Raw genomic sequence first — 19881 nt, forward strand, 5'->3', positions numbered from 1 at the left:
CATCCGGTTGAAGCCTGTCCGCTACGCCGCCACGTGCTGCGCTGAGCCCGCATTTTCGCTAATATGCGCCCAGGGCCTCGCACTTCGTTTCATCCAACGGGCCCTGATCAAGCGCGGAGAAGAAGGATAATGCCGGCGACTGCGGCCAGAAAGAGGGACGTACATCATCTCGACCCCGTGCAGCCAATGCATTGCGCCGTCTTCGGTCAGGAGAAATGACGAGAACAGCATGACGGAAAACAGCGCAAAGCCATTCTTATTCCGATTCCATGGTTCGTCCTTCGACAACATGGTGGAAACGCTCGGGGGGCATTCGGCGCGTTTGATGCCGAGCCTGTCGGCCGCGCCAAGGACTTCCATTGGGGATTGGACTTTTCGGTGGCGGACAGCGCGGTCCTGCTGACCGGCTATCATGAGGCCGAGTTCCAGTTCAACATCGAGCCGACCGTCAGCACGGCGGAGTATCTGTCGCTCGTCGTCCCGCGCCGCGGCGGCATGGGAGTGACCTATGGCGCGCGCAAGGCCGAGGCCGGGCAAGGGAAATTGCTGCTCTATAACAATTTCGAACCCGATAGCGTTCTCATGCATGGGCAGAGGAATGTCATCGACGAACTTCTGATCAACTGGCCTGTTATCCTCCAGACGATCGGCGAGACGTTCGAAATGCCGTTCAGTGGTTCGCTCGACCTGCTGCCGGAACTGGATCTATCGACGCCGGTTGGCCGGACGATCGGCAATCTCACCGAAACGATCATATCAGGAATGCGCGACGACGGCCCCTTGCTGCAGTCGCCGATCGCCATGGCGCACATGACGCAGGCGCTGGCCGATCTGGTCGTGCGCATGGTGCCGCATCGGCTGTCGCATTTCCTCGACAAGGGGCCGGCCCTGATCGCTCCGAGGCATGTGCGCAGGGCGATCGAATTCATGCAGGCCAATATCGATCAGCCGATCACCATGCCGAAGGTTGCCGAAGCGGCCGGCGTCTCGAGCAGGGCGCTCGAAACCGGTTTCCGCGCCTTCAAGGGAACGTCTCCCGCCGCCTATCTGCTGATGCTTCGCCTGCGCGCGGCGCGCCAGGATCTGCTCGACCCGGAAAGCAAGGAGACGATGAAGGCCGTCTGCCTCAAATGGGGCTTCTTTCATTTCGGCCGCTTTTCCGCGGTCTATAAAACGACCTATGGGGAATATCCCTCAGACACGAGGAAGCGCGTCAGCCGTCGATAAGCCGGCCGGGATCGCCGTCATCGCAAAACCACTGCAAAATATTGCGCGACCTGCTTCAGGACTTCACCAATCTGTAGAACGCTCGCATCGTCCTCGGATCCCGCTTGACGATCTCAAGCGTGTCATCACGCTCGGCGAGCGCGTTGAGTTCCCGCAGCACAAGCGCATGCGCGATCCCCAGACTGCGTGCGAAAGACCGGCTGTCAGATGCGATCTCGAGCTCCGCGGCGACGAGCAAGCCGGCCTGCACCGACGTCAGCCCGGCATCCCTCTCCTGCGCCGCAGCGACAAGGGCGAGAAATCGGCCGGTGTCGGATGCCTCTTCGCTCATGCGGCATGTCGCCGGCGGAAGGAAACCATGATCGATTTCGAGGTCGGCGTATCGCTTTCCTCGCCGGCGCTGCCAAGCGGCACGAGCACGTTCAGCTCGGGATAATAGCCGGCGATGCTGCCCCGCGGAGTGTCGTAGGGCACGAAGCGGAAATCCCGTGCGACGCGCTCGATGCCGTCATCATGCTCGCCAACCACATCGACGCGGTCGCCGGCCTCGGCATTCATCGCCTTCAAGTCCTCCGGATGAATGAAGATGACCTGCCGCTCTCCGTAGACGCCGCGGTATCGGTCGTCGAGGCCGTAGACCGTTGTATTGTACTGATCGTGCGAGCGGAACGTCTGCAGGGCGAAACGTCCCTCGCCTTTTCGCGCCCGCTGATGCACCGTCTGTTCGGGAAGCGCCTGGCAGGCGAATGACGCTTTGCCTGTGGACGTCTGCCACGCCCGATGGGCGGCGGCGTTGCGCAGGTGAAAACCGCGCGGTTTGCGCAGGCGCGCATTGTAGTGTTCGAAACCGGGAATGGTCGCCTCGATATGATCGCGGATGCGATCGTAGTCCTCGGCAAGTTCCGCCCAGTCGACCACGGAAGAGCCGACCGTTGCTTGCGCAATGCCGGCGATGATGGCGACTTCCGAGAGGAGATGGGTTGAGGCCGGACGATTGATGCCGGCGGAACCATGCACCATGCTCATCGAATCCTCGACGCTAACGAGCTGGGAATTGCCGGCCGCGTTGAGGTCCATCTCGGTCCGTCCGAGGCACGGCAGGAGAAAGGCCGTCTCGCCAGGCATCAGATGCGAATGGTTGGGCTTGGTTGCGATATGCACCGTCAGTTTCAGCCGCCGAAGCGCTTTCTCGACGAGTGCGCTGTCGGGCGTGGCGCGGGCGAAGTTGCCGCCAAGCCCGATGAAGGCCTCGGCCGAGCCGTCGAGCATCGCTCCGATCGCGGCAAGCACGTTGTGGCCGTGCCGGCGCGGAACGGTGAAGCGGAAATGCTTCTCCAGCGCATCGAGGAAATCGTCCGACGGCTTTTCGTTGATGCCGACGGTTCGATCACCCTGCACGTTGGAATGGCCGCGCACCGGGCAGAGGCCGGCGCCGGACCGGCCGATATTGCCGCGCAGAAACATAAAGTTGGCAATCTCTCGAATCGTCGCCACCGAATGCAGATGCTGCGTCACGCCCATCGCCCAAGTGCAAATGACCCGTTCGGCAGCGATATAGACATCGGCGGCCCGTTCAATCTCCTCCCGGCTCAATCCCGATTGGTCTTCGATGTCGGCCCAGCTCGTCGCCTCCACTGCCGTCCGGTATTCGGCAAAACCCGCGCAGTGTTCGACAAGAAATGCATGGTCGAGGACCGGCGGCAGACCGGCGGCGACGGCGGCGTCTTCCGCAGCCAGCACGGCCTTGGCCATCCCGCGAACCGCGGCCATGTCGCCGCCGAGATGCGGCTGGAGATAGTGGCTGGCGATATCGGTGGACGCACCGCGCAGCATCTCGATCTTGTCCTGCGGATCGGAGAAGCGCTCGAGGCCACGCTCGCGAATGGGGTTGAAGACAACGATGCGCGCGCCGCGAAGTGCCGCCCGGCGCAGATCGCCGAGCATTCTCGGATGGTTGGTGCCCGGGTTCTGCCCGATCACGAAGATCGCGTCGGCCTCTTCGAAATCCTCCAGCAGAACGGTGCCCTTGCCGACGCCGACCGCCTGGCGCATGGCGATGCCGCTGGCCTCGTGGCACATGTTGGAGCAATCGGGAAAATTATTGGTGCCGTAGACGCGTACGAACAGCTGATAGAGGAAGGCGGCCTCGTTGCTGGCGCGGCCTGATGTATAGAATTCCGCACGATCGGGATTATCGAGGCCCTTGAGAATGCTGCCGATCTCGGCAAAGGCATCGTCCCATGCCACCGGCAGGTAGCGGTCGCTTATTGCATCGTATCGCATGGGGTGGGTAAGGCGGCCGTTGAGCTCAAGCTCGTAATCCGACAGCCGGCGAAGCTGCGATACCGTGTTTTCCGCGAAAAAGGCCGGCGTTGCCCGCTTCTCCGTCGCCTCCCAGGCGACGGCCTTGACCCCGTTCTCGCAGAACTCGAACGACGATCCGTGTTCCGGATCGCCCCAGGCGCAGCCCGGGCAATCGAACCCATCCGGCTGGTTCGCCTTCAGCATCGTTCGCGCCCCGGAGATCGGCATCCCGCTTTGAAGCAGCTGCTTGCCGCAGCTCTTCAAAGCGCCCCAGCCGCCGGCTGCCGCCGATTTCTTCCCGATGAATTTTGTGTCCATGCGCCCTGTATTGTCGAAGCGCGGCAAACATCAAGGCCGTCCGCGCGATGGATTGATAGAAAAATCCTATCAAGCGCACGGATTGGGCGCGGGAAGCGGCGCGCATTAGCCGGTTTCCTTCAGCGCATGCCCATTCTCGCGCGAATGTGCCAGGATGCGATTGCGGCCCTGGGTCTTGGCCTCATAAAGCGCGGCGTCGGCCTCGGCCAGCAGCCGGTTCGGGCTGGCGCGCAGCGTTGCCCCTGTCGCGCAGGATATGCCGATACTGGCTGTGACCCGCCCGAATTCGCTGCCGGAATGAAGGATATTCTCCGTGGCCAGACGGCGGGCGAATTGCTCGGCGACGATCATTGCACCCTTGGCGCTGGTGTCGGGAAGGAACACCACAAATTCCTCCCCACCATAGCGCGCGACGATGTCCGCCGGCCGGCTGACGGATTGGCGCAGGCACTTGCTGACGACGCGCAGGCATTGGTCGCCGGCCGGATGCCCATAGGTATCGTTATAGGCCTTGAAGCGGTCGATATCGACCATCAGCAGGCTGAACGGCGTGTTCTTCCTGGCGCTACCCGCGGTCTCACGCGCGAAGATTTCATCGAAGGCGCGGCGATTGACGATGCCGGTCAGCCCGTCGGTTTCGGCCAGATTCCTCAGTTGCTCGGCCGAGAGCCTGAGCGCGATTTCCGCCTGTTTCGTCGCCGTGATGTCCGATACGACAGCCATCGCCGTGCCATCATCTGCCAGTCGCGTCCGGATGCTGCGCCAGTCGCCGTTGTGGAGTTGAACCTCTTCGTCCTTGTTGCTGTGCAACGTCGCGCTGGTCAGCTTGATCCACTCTTCCGGATCACCCTCGACGACGCCCGGCCGCTCGCCGGTTTCGACGACACGGCGCAGGATGTCGCTGATATGCGCGCCGACCACCCGGGCATCGCCAGACAGCGGAAAGGCGCTACGGTACTGATCGTTGCAAAAGACAAGAAATCCCTTGCTGTCGTACATGGCGATACCATCGGACATGCCGGCCATCGCATGCGATAAGAGGTTCTTGCTTTCACGCAACTCGCGCTCCAGGGCCGTGCGCTCGGTCACATCTCGTGTTACGCCGGCAAGGCCGATCACTCGGCCCTGCTTGTCTCGCAACGGAACCTTGGATGCGAGCAGGAATCTGCCTTCAATATATTCGGTGGAATCAATCAGCGGCACGCCGGTGTCTATGACCTGCTGCTCGAGATAATAGAGTTTCTCGGCGAGCGGCCGCGACATCAGATTGAAATCCGACAATCCGATCATCTCCGCCGTCGTCCTGAACCGGAAAAGCCGGGTCATGTTTTCATTGACGGTGATGAAGCGGCTGTTTCGATCCTTCACATAGAGATAGTCGGGCGACTGCGAAAATGCCGTCACCAAAATGCTGCGTTCGAGCTCCCAGTGCTGTGTCTTCAGCAGAACGAAACCGCCCAGAACGGTTGCCAGGCAATTCAACGCGGTCAGGGGAAAACCGACGCCGGCGAGCACATGCGCGGTCACGAGAGTGGGAAGCAGAGCCATGGATAGAACCAGTGCAACGCCAAGGGCGAGGCTCAGCAGCGCAACGTCCATGAGCACCGGAGATCTCTTGCGGGTCCAGAAATGGCCGGCCAGGCCGATGCCGGCGGCAGCAGCCATCGTGACGATCCCGTCGACCATCGCCGTGCCGCCGATGGCAAAGCGAAAGGCCATCGCCAGCGATGCGGCAAAAGCCGCCGCGATCGGCCCGCCGAACATGCCGGCCAATGCAAGCGGCGAAAAACGCAGATCGATATAGATGCCGGGATGAAATTCGATGGCGAGCAATATCGATCCGATGGAAGCGCCGCCGGCCATGATTCCGAAGGCGATCCTCTCCTGCATGAAGGACCGGCGCTGAAACTGAATCGAAAAGAGCGCCCAGAGCGACATTGCCAGGCACACGAAGGAAAGGTTGCCACCGAATTGCGTCCAGATGCCATTCACTGCGTTGGATCCACCTTCCCAAACCATGTAACGAACGTGTTATACGACGACACTGGTTTGAGCTTCGTTAAATCGGAGGGTGACGAATTCTGCGTGGTGTTCCACTTGTGTGCGAACATCTTGTCGCCGCAAGGGTTCGCGGGCGCGCGCGACCGCAATGCGCGCGGCATAGGCGGTCGCCAATCCCCGTACCAGACGCATGCCGAGCTACACCGCGTGCCGGTTCTGCCCTTCACCTCCGCTAGCGTGCGATCCCAACGCGACAGACCAGCCGGATTTCCACGCCACACTCCCGGGCATCACGAACGATTTGGTCCGGCGCATCGGCTGACTGCGATCAGTACACTTGCACGCCGCGCCGCCCCAATTCGTTGAAGATATCTTGCGTGGCCGGCTTCGGCGAAAAGCGGCCTGCCTCTTTGAGCGCCGGCAGATCGAGCAATGCATCGACGTTTTCGGACGGGACGTTGATGCTGACGCGCTCGAGCTTTTTCAGCGGAACGAGGGCGCGGATATCGACCTTGTCGATCATAGAATTAACCGAAAAGTCTTTCAGGTTGGGGCAGAAACGGATTCCGGAGAGATCCTTCACATCGAAGGCGTTTTCTTCGCCGCCCCAAAAATACCAGGCAAACGGATAGATCGCCGCGCCGCCATCGAGCTCAATATCCTCGACGGAGGCCAGCAGTTCCTCGGTCAGGGGATAACGGACCAGATAATCCAGCGCTTCCGGGATGAGTTCGTAGCCATCCTTCTCCAGATCGACCGCACGCCCAAGCACATGGGTCGCAAGCTGTTCCGGTGTGCCGAGATCAAGCAGTTTCGCATAGAGAAGCGAGGACAGCACCGCCAGCTTCAGGTTCGGATCCGAGAAAGGCGCGCCGCGAGCGCCGGCCACAGCCGGGTAAGGCGGAGCGCTCGGCTCCGCATATTCAGCTTTTGGATTGAAGATGGCTATATTATAGACCTTGTCGAACGTGATGCGGACGGACAAGGTGCCTTCCGGCAGTTGCTTCATGCCGAAACGAGCACCCCCACTCGTCGCGCTTTCCTTACCGATCTCCATATCCGGCACCGTGGCGCGGAGGTCCGCTAGCGATATCGCCATGGGAATGCCGGCGATGGTATGCATGAAGCGGGAATTGAAATCGATCCTGCCGATCAGCCCTTTTCGATCGATCCTCACGATAACGCCATGCGTGTTTTCGAGAATGTCGACTACGCCGCCCTTATGCGGCGCCGGCGTACGCCAGGCAGAGCCCATCGCCTTTTCGACCGCCGACATCGGCATGCCGGGCCGTAGCGCTGCAAGTGCTGCGGCATCAACCGGTTCCTTCGACGCCGCCACGCGTTCACCTCCTGCTGCCAGGGATAGGGCAAGTACACCCGCGCCAATCAGGAATTCCCGCTTTTGCATGAACCTCGCCTCTCGCCGAGCAGACACTGTTTGTGCCGGAGGTTTCTACCGGCTTTCTCAATTTTTCGAAAGCAGTGCAGTCTCACTTAGCTTGGACTTAACGGGGCGGAAGCAATGCTGGGCTGGAAAAAAGCCCGACGAGCAGAGCCAGAACCGGAATGGCGATGATATCGACAGCCCGTGTCGGAGCGCCATATTATCTGTCACGTCGCCATAAGTGAGAGCCTGCGTGAGCGTTCGCGGTCGATGTAAAACCCTCAGACGGGACGACCAAACTCGTACCGGTGGCAGGCAAATATAGGGTACTGGCAGTTGACATGAAGACGCGACACTGGGATCGCAGGGGAGACGGCGGGCTCACCTTTACGGAACTCGGGTTTGGCACGGCGCCGCTCGGCAATCTCTATCGAGCAATCACCGATGACGCGGCCGCAGCCGTATTGGACGCAGCCTGGCGCTACGGCATCCGCTACTTCGACACCGCACCGCTCTACGGGCTTGGCCTCGCGGAAAGGCGGGTCGGCCGTTTCCTTGCAACGAAAAAGCGCGAAGACTTCGTGGTGTCGACAAAAGTCGGCCGGATCATGAAGGTCTGCCGACCCGAACAGCGGACCGGCATCGGCAAATTCTTCGATACTCCCAGTCGCCGGGAAATTTTCGACTACAGCTACGATGGAGTCATGCGGTCGTTCGAAGCATCTTTCGAGCGCACGGGTCTCGACAGTTTCGATATTCTGTTCGTGCACGATCTGGATGTCTTCAATCACGGCACACAAGCAGCCTGCGACCACTATGTCGGGCAATTCATGAGCGGTGGATATCAGGCAATGATTTCGCTGCGCGACCAGGGGGTCGTGAAGGCAATCGGTGGCGGTATAAACGAGTGGGAGATGTGTCAGGCGCTTGCCGAACGAGGGGATTTCGATCTGTTCCTGCTTGCCGGACGCTATACTCTGCTTGAGCAGGAGGCGTTGGAATCCTTTCTCCCCATGTGCGAAGCGCGCGATATCGGCATAGTGGTCGGCGGCCCGTATAATTCCGGCATCCTGGCGACGGGGCCGATTGCTGGCGCACAATACAACTACTCCGACGCCCCTTCAGAGATCGTCGACAAGGTTCGGCGCATAGAGCAAGTCTGCCGAAAACACGACGTTACCCTGTCAGACGCGGCGCTCAACTTTCCGTTCTTCCATCCGGCTGTCGTTTCCGTTATCCCCGGTGGCCAATCGGTCGTTCAAGTGGCGTCAAACATCCGTGGGCGCAGCACACCTATCCCTAGCGCCCTGTGGGAGGACCTGAAATTGTTTGGCTTGATGCGCGCCGACGCGCCCGTCTGCGAGGGATCGAACAAAACGCGGTGACTTATCTGCCCCTGGCGCTCGTCGGACCGCAAATCTTTCAAAGGGAAGTCCGTTTACTTTGCCGCCGGCAAGGTCATATTTTGCGGCATGGCACCGACCATGTTGCCCGATGGCCGCGCCTGCCTTTTCAGCGGCGGAAGCCGTTCAGCGCCTCAGCGAGCCGCAGCCAAAGATCGTGCGGCGGCGGCGGAACCGGCCGCGAATCGTCGCCGGAGGGCCAGAGCCCGGTCTCACTTGGCCCAACCGCCGCCAGCATTCGCCGGAATTTTGACGCTTTGCTCGTAAAGCGCTCCGCGCCCTGTTCTCCGAGCACGGTGCGGACTGTCGCCATGGCCAGATTGAAGTTCTTCTGCAGCGGTCCAAATGCGCCGCGGTGCTTGTCGCGCATGCCGCGATGCAGATCGCCTTGGGCGAGGGCTGCCATCGCATCGTTGAAATCGGTGAGGTTATTGTCGATCAACGACATCAGTTCATTGAGCATCGTCGCCGAACGCCCAAAATCCGGATCCGTATAGTCGGCATTCATTCGCCGCGTCAGATCGCCGTTCATGGCAGCATCGGCGAATGCCGCGATGTCAGCACAGAATCGGGCCTTCTGATCCTCGAGGTCCACCGCCCTTTCGGGATCGCGAGGATCCCGGCCTTGATGCGTCGTGTTCGGTCCGGAGCTGTTCACTGTCTCGACCACGCACCAGCCTTAGCGCAACACGCCGCCGTCGTCGGACTCGTGACGGATCAAGAGAGCAGCAATGCCATGCACCATATTCTATTCCCCACTGACCAATTGCGCCGCTGCCGTTCATGAGTGCGCCGGCGCCAGTTTTGCCAAAGGCAGGACCATCCAAGGCAGCGACGCTTTAAAAAAGTCATTCCTTGCCCCTACCGCCGGATAATTGCCGCGCAGAACGGACAGCATCAGCGCTTTTTGACCCTGATCCGGCAGCCTGCAGCCATGGCGTCGGATCATCGCCGCCGGTTCGAGGCGCAGCCTGGACCACCATCCCGGTCAGTTCCTCCTAATCGACCCGCTTCAGGTCTTTTGGAACGCCATATCCCGATCCGTCGTACCGCAGCCGGCGTTTGTCGATCGTCGTCTTATCTTCGCTGTTGCAATCATTATCCGTTCCGACCCTATTGACGGATGTCGTCGTTTTGTCGGTGACAAGGATGTCGGCAACCGCGTCTTTCGCCGGTGGGACCATCGCAAGCGTGCGCGTGGTTTCGCTAAACTCACCGGCGCAGACGGTGTCCCATTCTCCCTGACTTTCGCGAACGACAATGTTGTCGAGCACCGGCTTCAGCCGATCACCTTCGATCGAAAAGAGCCATAAGGTCGTTTCACCAAATGGATTGGCGCGCGAGCTGCCTTCCCGCGAAATACGCAGGCCGAAAGCCGTTCTCTTTGGCGCGAGCTGATAGCGTGCGGTATCGAAGGCGACGCTTCGTACACGAAAGGCGTCGTCGGACATAAGGCCGTCAAGACGCAGCCGCTGCCTTACTTGCAGCTTGGTGCTGTCGACGACGAGCAGTTCGATATCCCCTTCGTTTTCCGAATCCGACTGCTCTGTCATCAACGGGACCGCAATCAGCATCAGCTGGGGCTGAGCCGGCCAAACCCGGCATATCACCGCATGCGGATCGCCATCAACACTGTCGCCCTTGGGTAGCGTGATGGATGCCCCCTCGAACAGAAGAGTACCATCGTCGGCATTTGTCGCGCTCGGATAGGCACGCCGTATGATGTCTGCCGCACGGCCGGCGCATTCACTCTGCCCCGGCAATGCCGCCGGACCGCCGAGCCCGATCAGAACGATCGGTGCGAAGAACAGGGTCCGGACGTTCCAAAACCGCTTCATTATTGATCCTCAGCAAAACCGGCCATGCAAAATTAGGCGCCGCCGAGGACCTTCGGCAGCGGGCTTCTTCCTTGCGGTGGGCGTAGAAATTCTTCAGTACGCAGCATTGTCGCCATGCTGATAGAATGTGAATGCGCTGCCGTCGTAACGGTACGCATGACGGTGGGTCGCTATCCTCGAAAAGAGCCGGCGTGCACAGCCAGTAGTTCCTGTTTGCATAGTAACCCACGCCATACTGTATCCAGAACTCTCGCAAGCTCTCCGGAATGCGCCCAACGGCGCTTTCCGCTTCGGCCTCGGCGACCCTTCTTGCCTCGTGGGGTTTGCCTCGCGTCCCAAGAGACTCCGCTGCAGTCATTCGTATCTGAACCGTGATCAGAAAATGAACCAATACTCTCCGCCTCGTCGGAATCTACCAGCCGCGGCCTCATCGGCTCTGTGGCCCGATCGTTCGGCGCGGCGTCACCGTACCGAGACCACGTTCTCCCCGAGCGGGGGGTATAGTCGTAATAGGTTGGCGGTTCCATGGAAGCCAGAAAGACCAGATGCTCGACCAATGGCATCTTCTGAAGATTCTGCAAAATGTTGCGGCCGCCTAAGCTAAGTGCGGGCGCGAAACCGTAGATTTGGCCGCATGCGAGATGCCCCAGAGTTTCCAAAGCCTGAGGCATCATGTTTTTCCGATTTTCATCTTCCCACGGCGGCGTGACCGGAGCGAATCGTCCTGAGAAGCGCAGACCCAGCATGACCTTATCGGTCCATTCGCGCTGGTGCTCCTCATTATACCCGCGCGGATCGACACGCACCTTGCCCATCAGGAGATTTAACCTGATCATGGCATCGCCATACCAGATATCGACTTCACCGAAGGCGGTGTAGCCGAAGGCATACATCTTTTCAGGATTAAGCTCCGGATCTCCGCGGAAGACATAGTCCAGCACGGGCTTCGGCAATGAAGGATTGCAAAGCCAGTACTGACCGCCGGACCAGCTGCACCAGCCATGATCGCTCCAGAAACGCAGAAGAAAATCCGGCAGCTTCCCGCGATAGCCCTCTATCTCAGCATCGCTCGGGCGGATGATATTGTCGATCTTGTAAGCCGAGAGGAATTCGTCGAACCACTTGATCTCGAAGATGTTGTAGTTTGATTTTTCAGCCACGTCCTGGTTTCCGAAAAGCATTGTTAGGGGAGTTCTCGAAGGCGTACTTTAATCGATGGAGTTGCACCTAAGGCGAAGCGCACATCAATTATCGATCAGACGGTCATGGCCGATCGTACGAACAGCTTCGAGATGCCCAAAGGCACCCCGTCCCAAGGGTCCCATCTGCGTCAGAACGCCCAGATATTCGATGAAGCCGCCCATTGAAAAATCCTTAGCGGCGGCGCCGCCGCCGAGGCGGAAATGCGGGACCATAGTATAGACCTGATTGGCATCAATCGGCCCGAGCCGCCGGCGTACGGCATCGAAAACTGGCTTGCCGGTCGTAGAATCCACCCAGCCGTTAATATCGAAAACACTGGCGTCCACGGCGGCAGCTACCGCATATCGTCATCGAATGGAGGGATGCCCTCGATGACCTTGGTAGTAATGTCAGTCGTAGTGACGGTGCCACTATTCACGTTGAGCGTGATCACCTTAAATTTGGAATGCCAGATGCTGACTTCGCCAAAGGCATCACGCATGAAGGGCACCATTCTTGCGGAGTCGAATTCCGGATCGCCGGCAAACAATGTATGGAGAACAGGCATGATAGGCTCGGGATCGCAGATCCAGTAGAGACCATCACGCCACTGCCCGCGTCCATGTTCAATCCAGAAATCAACCATGGCGTCAGGCAACTGCCCGCGGTAGCGCTCAGCCTGCGAAGCGGAAACCGCTATACCGTCTTGGAGTGGTCCGAATTCATCCAGTACTTCCCGCAGGGGGCGCCGAGGTGTAGCGGCCATGTTGGCTCCAAATTCTTGTCGTGAGGCCACCAGTTGCTCATCAGCCACTCGATTTCGTTAAGGCGATCCTTTGCCGCTGCTACCCTTGAACGGCCGGGCCGAAAGGTCATTCGGGATATCGTATTGATGCCAACCCGCATCATCCAAGATGTAATAACGAAGTCCGTAATCGAAGACATAGAGCTTGTCGTTCTGTACGAAAATCGCGCTCGGCTGCAGGACAAAGGGGGCGGTGCGCATCTTTACCTTGGGCACAAACGGCTTTGCCAAATGCCCATCGAACCGGAAGAGTTCAGTCCCTGTTGCAAGGACCAGATCACTACGCCAACGAACGCCGTCCTTGAAATTCTTCTCGCGGTCGGCAATCGACGAGATATCGGCAAATCGGTCATCGAGGCTTGGCCGCCGGCAGTCCTTTGAAATCGCGCTCCAGCAGTTCAGGCGGAATTTCGATTTCTGTCCAGCGTTCACCATCGAAGGTCTGAACGCCATGTTTCGTATCGAAGTAATACAGCACATCGTCAACAGCCTGGACTTTGAGCGGGTTGGGAATATTGCGATTGATGCTCGGATCAAGGACGGGTTTCAAAGGAGACAGCAGATGTCCATCGAACCAATGCAAAGCATAATCCGATGCGATCACCATCCGATCCTTGAATTTCGTGATCGAGCGCAAATTCTCGTCGTTTCCCTTGAAGGAGACGTCCTGAAAACCATGTTCGGCGTTGCCGAACAAAATGACGCCATTGCCGCCAACAGCCCAGACCTTGTCTACCGACTCGATGAAAATGTCCGAAAGCGTAGCTGGTTCTGCATAATATTTTCCCGAGCGCGGCTTGGCTATAATCCGCCACTCCTGTCCGTTCCAATGATAGAGGCGGCCTTCCAGAACACGGCTTGGCCCCTCTGAGGCCCGTCGAATGGCTGCTGCCTCTTCATTCCGACCGGCTAGGTAAAGGCGGCCCATCTCCTCCTCCTCTTCCTCGGTCAATTCCCTGTTAGTGCTTGCCGGCGAATAGGTCACATTCATATAGAGATCGCCCTCGGTGGAGCCACTCAAATCTCCGAAGACGAGGTAATCGTAGGTTGCTGGTGCTTGCGGCAGCTTTTCCTTGTGAAACCAGCCGGTGTCGGAATCAGTCAGGCGGTAAAGCTGCGAATGATAACCAGTGACGAACAACGCATCCCCAATCAGTACGATGGAGTTGACGTACCCGAGATCAGTCGCATCGTCGGAATAGACGCCCGCCCCTTCAATTTTCCGGTGCGAGGAGCTCTGTCCCATCGGCAGTGTATAAACATCGCCTTCATCGCTGAGGGCGTAGATGATCGGTCGTCCATCCTCTCCGATTTTGCCAGTAAGACCATCGATCTTGCGCGGAACGTCGGAGCGGGACCATGGCTGTTCCAATCGCCCCTCGTAAACGAGGATATAGGAGTCCACATCCTCGTAATCCTTGCCGCTGAACACGACGCAGAATGTGTCTTTCGCCAGGGCAATGGCGCAGTCAAGTCGGAGTGGATCGAATGGCTTCATGTTCGTAACTTCAATAAGTGCCTTCCTTCAGGGCATCACGCGTGCCCGCCTCGGAAATTTAACGCGAAAGTAGATCTCGTCCTGCGAAAGCTCACCGAGGCTTCGGCGAAGCTGCGGCGTGAGGGTTTTGCCGCTATCGTCGTAAATCGCCTTGTATGAATCCGTGCTGGTTGCCGCCAACAACATGGTCCAGATGTCCTCCGGCGCGGACTTGGCCTCCAGAAACAACTCAACTGCATTTTGCGGCATGTCCATCCTAGCCGCGCGATAGATCTCCTCCAGATCATGGGGTGGGGGATCGGTTCGGCTTCGGCTCGTCAGACCCATAAGCGGTCCGACATCGAGCGAAAATGTGAAGTGCCGTCCTGTCTTGTTCCAGAGATCAACTCGAATATCCGAAGGCGGCAGGGTCATCGGCATTCAATTCCGGTACATTGGTCAGTGTCGGGCGGAAGAGGCCCTCGAAAAGAGCCGGCGTGCACAGCCAATAGCCCTGTTTGCATAATACCCCACGCCATATTGCTGATCGGCCTCCAGATCGACTTTCGAGGTCGCTAATCAAACGTCAGCCAAGGAACTCCCTGCACCAGCCGGCCTCCATGCTCGCAGGCATCGCCGAAGCGGGCGATCTTCTTACCGCCGATATTGGCAACCGACGATCCACTGGTAATGCCGGCTGTCGTCGGAACGCCGGCGCACGTGCATTTATCGCCTAACGTTGCGATTGGCACGCCTTCGACGCAGACGAAAGACTGAGATGTCGAAGACACCGGCCCCCCGATATGCGGCCGCGGACCGGGATCAACCATCGGGCAAACATGCATATGGCCTTTGAGAGTAACCGGACTGCCAACCAACGTGGAATTCCTCGTCTTCGAAACCGCTTGCGATATTGTCAGTCTTGCCTATGACCCCAACCTCAGAGCATCAGCCTCCAACTGTTCTGACAAGCTTCGGTGGAAATACCGAGTTATCCATGAGTTGCATGCGGTGCGCCTGGGCCAGGATTGCCATATGGGGAAGAGCGTCATAAATCTTAATACTGTCAGCAGTCCGGTTACCACCGAGGGCAAGAATGGGCCTGAAACCGTAGATCTGACCAGCTCGCAATTTTCCAAGCTTTAGTTTTGCTGATTTAAAGAGTTCCTTTTCCGCCTCTATCGAGAACGTCGAAGGATGGGTCATCTGCCAGTAGCAATCGGCTCAAGATGGTCACACTCGGATCAATATGAGGTTTCGGATTGAACATCGACCGGCAGGATATCTGACCGTTAACTAGATCTATTCTGACGTCGCGATATTGCTCATTCCACGCAACGATCTCACCAAATGCGCTGAAACCGATGGCATGAGTTTGCTCCGGAATTATTTGTGCGTCATCATCTAAGACTTGGCTTATAATCCCCCGATACGACTGCGGAGCACACAGCTGAAAGTATCCGCCGAAAAACGGGCCTGCCCCAACTTTCTCCCATAGATCAAAAACGCCCCCTGGGATTCGCCCTTCATACGACGAGCGATCTATGTCGAGACCCACTGCCTCTTCGACATTCCCACCGGAGAATTTTTCGACAACTGAATTCAACCTATCGCTATATTTTTCCATCTATCTTCCTGCGAGTTAACGGGTGATCAAGACATTGGCACGGAGCCAGTCGATTGACCGGGTTTGCCGTCGGACTGGGAACCCGGGGCCGCGGACGGATTTCCAGATTCGGAAGATCCGTCTTCGTCGCAGATTTTCAAGTCCGCGTTCATGCCTTCTCCCTTCTCTTTTGCTTTTTCCGCGTGTTCCCTGAGTTGTTCCAGTCGTGTCTTCTCCGATGTGTCACCCGTCTTGGACCATTGTGAGCCAATCGATCTGTTTGCCGATCTCGGTCCCAGGCCTCCATTATGTTCGGAAATTTTTCCAGTTCCACCAGCTGACAGGTCGGGCGTATGGATGACATCCATGGTACCCAGCTCTTTTTGGGCTGCGGCTCTTGCAGCCGTTTCGTCGAGGCCTTCTTCGACAAGATCAACGGTCTTGTTATCAAGCCACTTACTCCGTGCGGTCGCTCGATCCACTGCATCCTTGGCGCCTCGACCGATATCCTCATACGTATCCATATTTTTGAGGAGCGTGTCCGGCGAAATCTCGTTGATGGCGTCCTGTTGCTCCTTGAGCTGCCGCCTGAATTCATTAATTTGATCGGAATTCGATCCCTGTGGTGGTTTGAAGCAATCGATCTCTCCGCAATCCACGCAGGGCTTTGCAGCTTCCTGCTCCTTGGTCTCGGTCTCGGCTGCTTCGTTAGCACCCTCCATGTAGCTCGCGATCGCTCCTGCCGCCGCGCGGCCTGCCATGCCCCCGACCCTCGACCCGATCGCACGACCGATCCAAGCTCCAACCGGCCCACCAAAAATGCCTCCAATGACGCCGCCTAAAGCGCCGCCTGCGATTTGACCACCGTACTGGCCTACAGTTTCTGCTGCCACTGAGGTCATGACGCCGCCCCATTGAAGGCGTTGCCGGAGCGTAGCGCGTCAACCGTATGGCCAATCAGTTGCTTGACCCGGGTGTCAGGCGAGGCTCCCTTTTCCTGGATATAGCTTCGCACTTCCGGAAGATCCGCCGCCTTGCCGTCCGACACAACCATTACATATGCCCAACGCGCCCGTCCTCGCTCGGTCCGAATTCCAAGCTCATCGGCCGTTTGCTCGCTCGCCAGCGTAGCACCCCACACGAAATCGTCGTCCACGCCCGAAAAATGCGGCGGCGTGTTCTTTTTCAAGAAGCGCGCGATCCGCAGCCGCGAGGAATGAAGCATGGCTGCCTTCAACCTCTCCATCTGATCCGGTTCCAGCCGGAGCGGACCGATGGTCGCATCCGGCATGTTGTCAGCCTTACGCGCCCGCCGAACACCCCCATAATCCGGCCCATTGAAAACGACGCCATCTGCCGGCCCGAGAAAACGGGTGAACTGCGACCTTGTGAGGATCGGCAGCACCGCGCCGAGAACATTGGGATCCCAGTGGCGGAAGAGAACCCGCTCATAGCGCTGCTTTTCCGTCCCGCCCTGCTGTTCACCCCCACGCCTTCGCGTGGAATCATGACCTCGTTCAGCGTCCGGAGATGTCGGTAGAGTGCGTCTGGCCCTGCAGGGCACGACCAATAGACCGCGCAGTTGTGATGCGTATCGAGCCATTCGACATGTGATCGCATCGATGCCGACAACGCCTCGGCCATCCATGGTCCTGCACGACGAAAATCGAGAGGTACCCCCTCCAGAAACAGCGAGCGGCAGGATATTGCTTCGGACGCAAGTGCATCCGGCAGATCGTCAAAGGCGCCGCCGTCCAGCACCACGACGACAGGCCCGTTCATCTCATCGACAGCCTTCCTTAGCACTCGAGCAGGCTCGGCGATGTCCGGCAGATCGATTACTGGGGTCGCTTCCATCATCACATCCTTACAAATGGCGTGGACGACTTCGACATCTGCCGCAGGCAAGACGGTTCCTGGCCGGGACCACCTTTCTTGAAGTTGATTTGATTGCCTTCGATATCGATCTTCAATGCATAGAGGCGGATGCCGGTCTTGTTGATTTCGATGTAGCCGCCGGGAGCGGACAAGAAGATCTTGTCTTCCGCGAAGACTTCCCACACCTTTGATTCACCGCGGTATTTTTCACCTGCCACGAGACCATATAGCTTGCCGACATTGACGGTGATCTTCTCGCCAACGACCGTGCCCTGGGCTTTTCCGATATTGGTATTCTGTTCCTCGCCGATCGTGACGTTCTGTACCTTTCCAATCGCCAGATTCTGCTGCTTGCCGACGTTGATCATCTCCGTCTGGCCAATATTGGTGACCTTGCTCACCCCGATCTGCTCAGCCTTCGCGACACCGACGCTGGTGGACTGAAACGATCCGACAATCGTGTTCATGATGCCTGGCAACGGAAACAGGTTCGAGGCGTCCTCGCCGACGCCGGTACCGGAGCCGGCAAGAGCCGTGCCCGCATCCGAGCGCGGGCTGGGACCTGAGACGACGCCCTGGCGACTACCAAGCCCGCCGATACTCAGGAAGCCCAGCGCAGAGGAAGCAAGCGTACCGACAAAAGCACCAAGGCCAGGCCCGCCACCTCCGGCAATCTGGCCGGCCTGTGAAAGCAGGCTCGCCGTTTGGCCTGCCATTCCCTGCACGGAACCCATCAACGCCATCGCCATCGGTCCCGTTCCACCGACGACGGTGTTCATCGAGCCGCCGACCTCGTGTTTCTGGTTGCCGCCCACTTCGACCGTCCGGTTGGCGCCGATCGCCGAGACCTCATGGCGGTCGATGCGCTTGGTTCGGTCGTTCAGCACGCGGGTCGTCTGGTCCTTCTGGGCATGGAAGAACATGTTCTCCTGGCCGGCCTCGTCTTCGAAGGTCATTTCGTTGAAGCCGGTGCCCTTATGGGTGTTCGAGCGCATGACCATGCGCGTCTTGTTGGCTGGCAGATCGTAAGGGACCGTGTTGCTGGGATTGGGCACCACACCGGTCACCAGCGGCCGATCGGGGTCGCCGTCGACGAAGGCGACCATCACTTCCATGCCGATGCGCGGAATGACCTGCGCACCCCAGGTGCCGCCGCCCCAGACCTGGCTGACGCGCACCCAGCAGGTGTCGGAACCGTCCTTCTTTGCTTTGCGATCCCAGGGGAACCACAGCTTGATGCGGCCGTATTGGTCGGGATGGATCTCCTCGCCGGAGGGGCCGGCGACGATCGCCACCTGCGTGCCCTCGATGCGCGGCCGCTTCGTCTCGCGGTGCGGCGTCATCGGCACCCGCGACGGCACCGCCTCGAAGGTGTTGGTGTATTCCGGCTCGTTGCTGTTGGTCTCATAGGAGCGGTCGACGACCGTATGGGTCGCCTTGACCACCACATGCTCCTCATAGACGTGGTCGGGATGAGCGACCTCGTAGGGGGTGAAGCGGCGTCCCGCCTCCAGGATGCGGGATGTAGAACCGCCGAAGACCCGGTCGTGATCGGCTTCGGAGGCCTGCATTCTCAACTTCTCCGCCCGCTCCGCCTCGGCAACGGAAGAGATGCGCGCCGGATATTCGTAAAGCTCCCGCTTGGTCGCCTCGGGCATCTGCACGAGCGACTGCGTCATGGTGCCGGGCACCATGCGTGGGGTTTCGAAGTTCCAGTCCGCACCGGCCCGCTGGCCCGGCACATAGGAATAACGCCGGCTCCACTCGGTGATGTGATTGCGGTCGGCCGAGCCCTGCGCCAGGCGAACCCGACCCTCCCCCTGCGCCGAGGGCGACGGGCCGAGCCAGGATCGGGCGCTGTCGGCGACATGCAGCTTGTGTTTGCCGTCCTCATGGGAGAACCAGTAGAACAGGCCGTCCTCTTCAAAGCGGCGGGTGAGATAGGCAAGGTCGGTTTCGTTCCACTGCACCGAATAATGCTGCGGCGGTGGTGGCGTGATCACGCCCGACGTGTCGGGCGCCGGAATGCCGTGCTCGGAAAACAGCGTCTCGACGATGTCGATCGAGGTCTTGTCCATCCAGATGCGGCAGTCGGAGCGGCGCGACAGCAGCCACATCTGCGGCCGCAGCACCATGGAGTAGGAGCGCAGCCCGCGGGTGATCGGCGGCCCCTCGTTGAGTTCGGTCACCAGGCCGTTGAACGGCCGGCGCACGGCGCCTTCGCCATCGCCCTGTTGCACTTCCACGGAGACATCCATCAGCCGGCCGATCAGCTCCTCCGGCTTGACCGACGGCTTCTTGGCGCGCGCGGAAACCTTGATTTCGAAGAGCGAAGAAATGCCTTCATCGATCGCCACGCGCTCCGGCAGAAGTTGGTCCTCGCCGAGCGGCGAGACGATCTTCAGAATGCGGTTCGCCTGGATGAAGTCGGCGGCAAGGGATTGCAAATCGTCCATAA

Annotated in this window: 20 protein-coding genes and 1 pseudogene; 2 read left to right on the forward strand and 19 right to left on the reverse strand. The window is 59.1% G+C overall.

Features of this window, described 5'->3' with window-relative positions:
- Positions 1 to 229 precede the first annotated feature (229 nt).
- Positions 230 to 1227 (forward strand): annotated as a pseudogene (locus MHI61_RS28310) (AraC family transcriptional regulator).
- 55 nt (positions 1228 to 1282) lie between these two features.
- On the opposite strand, the gene MHI61_RS28315 reads toward MHI61_RS28310, so the two are convergent.
- The 4 genes from MHI61_RS28315 to MHI61_RS28330 form a co-directional block, all read right to left on the reverse strand.
- A complete protein-coding gene (locus MHI61_RS28315; protein ID WP_239793291.1) occupies positions 1283 to 1558 on the reverse strand; it encodes a hypothetical protein in 276 nt (91 codons plus the stop codon).
- The gene (locus tag MHI61_RS28320; RefSeq protein ID WP_239793292.1) at positions 1555 to 3849 is read right to left on the reverse strand and encodes an FdhF/YdeP family oxidoreductase; all 2295 of its coding nucleotides are present in this window, start codon (positions 3847 to 3849) and stop codon (positions 1555 to 1557) included. Before MHI61_RS28320 ends, MHI61_RS28315 begins: the two co-directional genes overlap by 4 nt.
- Before the next feature lie 105 nt (positions 3850 to 3954).
- Entirely contained in the window at positions 3955 to 5868 is a 1914-nt protein-coding gene (locus MHI61_RS28325) for a diguanylate cyclase (protein ID WP_239793293.1), read from the reverse strand.
- 310 nt (positions 5869 to 6178) lie between these two features.
- Entirely contained in the window at positions 6179 to 7258 is a 1080-nt protein-coding gene (locus MHI61_RS28330; protein WP_239793294.1) for a hypothetical protein, read from the reverse strand.
- Positions 7259 to 7575: 317 nt separating this feature from the next.
- Here MHI61_RS28330 and MHI61_RS28335 point away from each other — a divergent pair, with 317 nt between their 5' ends.
- Positions 7576 to 8619, forward strand: coding sequence for an aldo/keto reductase (locus MHI61_RS28335; RefSeq protein ID WP_239793295.1), 1044 nt, complete (start codon positions 7576 to 7578; stop codon positions 8617 to 8619).
- Between the two features lie 127 nt (positions 8620 to 8746).
- Here MHI61_RS28335 and MHI61_RS28340 read toward each other — a convergent pair whose 3' ends face one another.
- The 15 genes from MHI61_RS28340 to tssI all read right to left on the reverse strand — a co-directional run bounded on the left by MHI61_RS28340 (position 8747) and on the right by tssI (position 19879).
- Positions 8747 to 9169: a chemotaxis protein gene (locus MHI61_RS28340; protein ID WP_239793296.1), complete on the reverse strand. Its 423-nt coding sequence runs from the start codon at positions 9167 to 9169 to the stop codon at positions 8747 to 8749.
- 466 nt (positions 9170 to 9635) lie between these two features.
- A complete protein-coding gene (locus MHI61_RS28345) occupies positions 9636 to 10475 on the reverse strand; it encodes a hypothetical protein (RefSeq protein ID WP_239793297.1) in 840 nt (279 codons plus the stop codon).
- A gap of 170 nt (positions 10476 to 10645) precedes the next feature.
- Positions 10646 to 11635, reverse strand: a complete 990-nt coding sequence (locus MHI61_RS28350; RefSeq protein ID WP_239793298.1) for a GAD-like domain-containing protein — start codon at positions 11633 to 11635, stop codon at positions 10646 to 10648.
- Positions 11636 to 11719: 84 nt separating this feature from the next.
- A complete protein-coding gene (locus MHI61_RS28355) occupies positions 11720 to 12004 on the reverse strand; it encodes a DUF1851 domain-containing protein (protein ID WP_239793299.1) in 285 nt (94 codons plus the stop codon).
- A gap of 8 nt (positions 12005 to 12012) precedes the next feature.
- Entirely contained in the window at positions 12013 to 12471 is a 459-nt protein-coding gene (locus tag MHI61_RS28360; RefSeq protein ID WP_239793300.1) for a GAD-like domain-containing protein, read from the reverse strand.
- A 9-nt stretch (positions 12472 to 12480) separates the two neighbouring features.
- Positions 12481 to 12897 carry a hypothetical protein gene (locus MHI61_RS28365; RefSeq protein ID WP_239793301.1) on the reverse strand — a complete coding sequence of 139 codons (417 nt, stop codon included), beginning with the start codon at positions 12895 to 12897 and terminating at the stop codon, positions 12481 to 12483.
- Positions 12812 to 13960, reverse strand: coding sequence for a hypothetical protein (locus MHI61_RS28370; protein ID WP_239793302.1), 1149 nt, complete (start codon positions 13958 to 13960; stop codon positions 12812 to 12814). The genes MHI61_RS28365 and MHI61_RS28370 overlap by 86 nt, the downstream gene beginning before the upstream one ends.
- A 27-nt stretch (positions 13961 to 13987) precedes the next feature.
- Entirely contained in the window at positions 13988 to 14380 is a 393-nt protein-coding gene (locus tag MHI61_RS28375) for a hypothetical protein (protein WP_239793303.1), read from the reverse strand.
- A gap of 134 nt (positions 14381 to 14514) precedes the next feature.
- Positions 14515 to 14817 (reverse strand): PAAR domain-containing protein, encoded by a 303-nt coding sequence (locus tag MHI61_RS28380; protein WP_239793304.1) that lies wholly within the window; start codon positions 14815 to 14817, stop codon positions 14515 to 14517.
- Positions 14818 to 14887: 70 nt separating this feature from the next.
- Positions 14888 to 15145, reverse strand: a complete 258-nt coding sequence (locus MHI61_RS28385) for a T6SS immunity protein Tdi1 domain-containing protein (RefSeq protein ID WP_239793305.1) — start codon at positions 15143 to 15145, stop codon at positions 14888 to 14890.
- Positions 15096 to 15566 carry a GAD-like domain-containing protein gene (locus tag MHI61_RS28390; RefSeq protein WP_239793306.1) on the reverse strand — a complete coding sequence of 157 codons (471 nt, stop codon included), beginning with the start codon at positions 15564 to 15566 and terminating at the stop codon, positions 15096 to 15098. Before MHI61_RS28390 ends, MHI61_RS28385 begins: the two co-directional genes overlap by 50 nt.
- 26 nt (positions 15567 to 15592) lie before the next feature.
- Positions 15593 to 16447, reverse strand: a complete 855-nt coding sequence (locus MHI61_RS28395; protein ID WP_239793307.1) for a polymorphic toxin type 15 domain-containing protein — start codon at positions 16445 to 16447, stop codon at positions 15593 to 15595.
- On the reverse strand, positions 16444 to 16836 hold the full coding sequence (locus MHI61_RS28400; RefSeq protein ID WP_239793308.1) for a hypothetical protein: 393 nt from the start codon (positions 16834 to 16836) through the stop codon (positions 16444 to 16446). Before MHI61_RS28400 ends, MHI61_RS28395 begins: the two co-directional genes overlap by 4 nt.
- The gene (locus MHI61_RS32835) at positions 16779 to 17405 is read right to left on the reverse strand and encodes a DUF4123 domain-containing protein (RefSeq protein WP_345774875.1); all 627 of its coding nucleotides are present in this window, start codon (positions 17403 to 17405) and stop codon (positions 16779 to 16781) included. The genes MHI61_RS28400 and MHI61_RS32835 overlap by 58 nt, the downstream gene beginning before the upstream one ends.
- A complete protein-coding gene (gene tssI, locus MHI61_RS28405) occupies positions 17405 to 19879 on the reverse strand; it encodes a type VI secretion system tip protein TssI/VgrG (protein WP_239793309.1) in 2475 nt (824 codons plus the stop codon). The genes MHI61_RS32835 and tssI overlap by 1 nt, the downstream gene beginning before the upstream one ends.
- Between the last annotated feature and the right edge of the window lie 2 nt (positions 19880 to 19881).

The sequence above is a fragment of the Rhizobium sp. K102 genome (genome assembly GCF_022385315.1).
Lineage (GTDB): Bacteria > Pseudomonadota > Alphaproteobacteria > Rhizobiales > Rhizobiaceae > Rhizobium > Rhizobium croatiense.

Bases quoted from the DNA above. Each gene is read 5' to 3' on its own strand.
- MHI61_RS28315 (WP_239793291.1), bottom strand. From the start codon at position 1,558: ATGAGCGAAGAGGCATCCGACACCGGCCGATTTCTCGCCCTTGTCGCT.
- MHI61_RS28320 (WP_239793292.1), bottom strand. From the start codon at position 3,849: ATGGACACAAAATTCATCGGGAAGAAATCGGCGGCAGCCGGCGGCTGG.
- MHI61_RS28325 (WP_239793293.1), bottom strand. From the start codon at position 5,868: ATGGTTTGGGAAGGTGGATCCAACGCAGTGAATGGCATCTGGACGCAA.
- MHI61_RS28330 (WP_239793294.1), bottom strand. From the start codon at position 7,258: ATGCAAAAGCGGGAATTCCTGATTGGCGCGGGTGTACTTGCCCTATCC.
- MHI61_RS28335 (WP_239793295.1), top strand. From the start codon at position 7,576: ATGAAGACGCGACACTGGGATCGCAGGGGAGACGGCGGGCTCACCTTT.
- MHI61_RS28340 (WP_239793296.1), bottom strand. From the start codon at position 9,169: ATGAACGGCGATCTGACGCGGCGAATGAATGCCGACTATACGGATCCG.
- MHI61_RS28345 (WP_239793297.1), bottom strand. From the start codon at position 10,475: ATGAAGCGGTTTTGGAACGTCCGGACCCTGTTCTTCGCACCGATCGTT.
- MHI61_RS28365 (WP_239793301.1), bottom strand. From the start codon at position 12,897: ATGGTGAACGCTGGACAGAAATCGAAATTCCGCCTGAACTGCTGGAGC.
- MHI61_RS28370 (WP_239793302.1), bottom strand. From the start codon at position 13,960: ATGAAGCCATTCGATCCACTCCGACTTGACTGCGCCATTGCCCTGGCG.
- MHI61_RS28375 (WP_239793303.1), bottom strand. From the start codon at position 14,380: ATGCCGATGACCCTGCCGCCTTCGGATATTCGAGTTGATCTCTGGAAC.
- MHI61_RS28385 (WP_239793305.1), bottom strand. From the start codon at position 15,145: ATGACCCATCCTTCGACGTTCTCGATAGAGGCGGAAAAGGAACTCTTT.
- MHI61_RS28390 (WP_239793306.1), bottom strand. From the start codon at position 15,566: ATGGAAAAATATAGCGATAGGTTGAATTCAGTTGTCGAAAAATTCTCC.
- MHI61_RS28395 (WP_239793307.1), bottom strand. From the start codon at position 16,447: ATGACCTCAGTGGCAGCAGAAACTGTAGGCCAGTACGGTGGTCAAATC.
- MHI61_RS28400 (WP_239793308.1), bottom strand. From the start codon at position 16,836: ATGCCGGATGCGACCATCGGTCCGCTCCGGCTGGAACCGGATCAGATG.
- MHI61_RS32835 (WP_345774875.1), bottom strand. From the start codon at position 17,405: ATGATGGAAGCGACCCCAGTAATCGATCTGCCGGACATCGCCGAGCCT.
- tssI (WP_239793309.1), bottom strand. From the start codon at position 19,879: ATGGACGATTTGCAATCCCTTGCCGCCGACTTCATCCAGGCGAACCGC.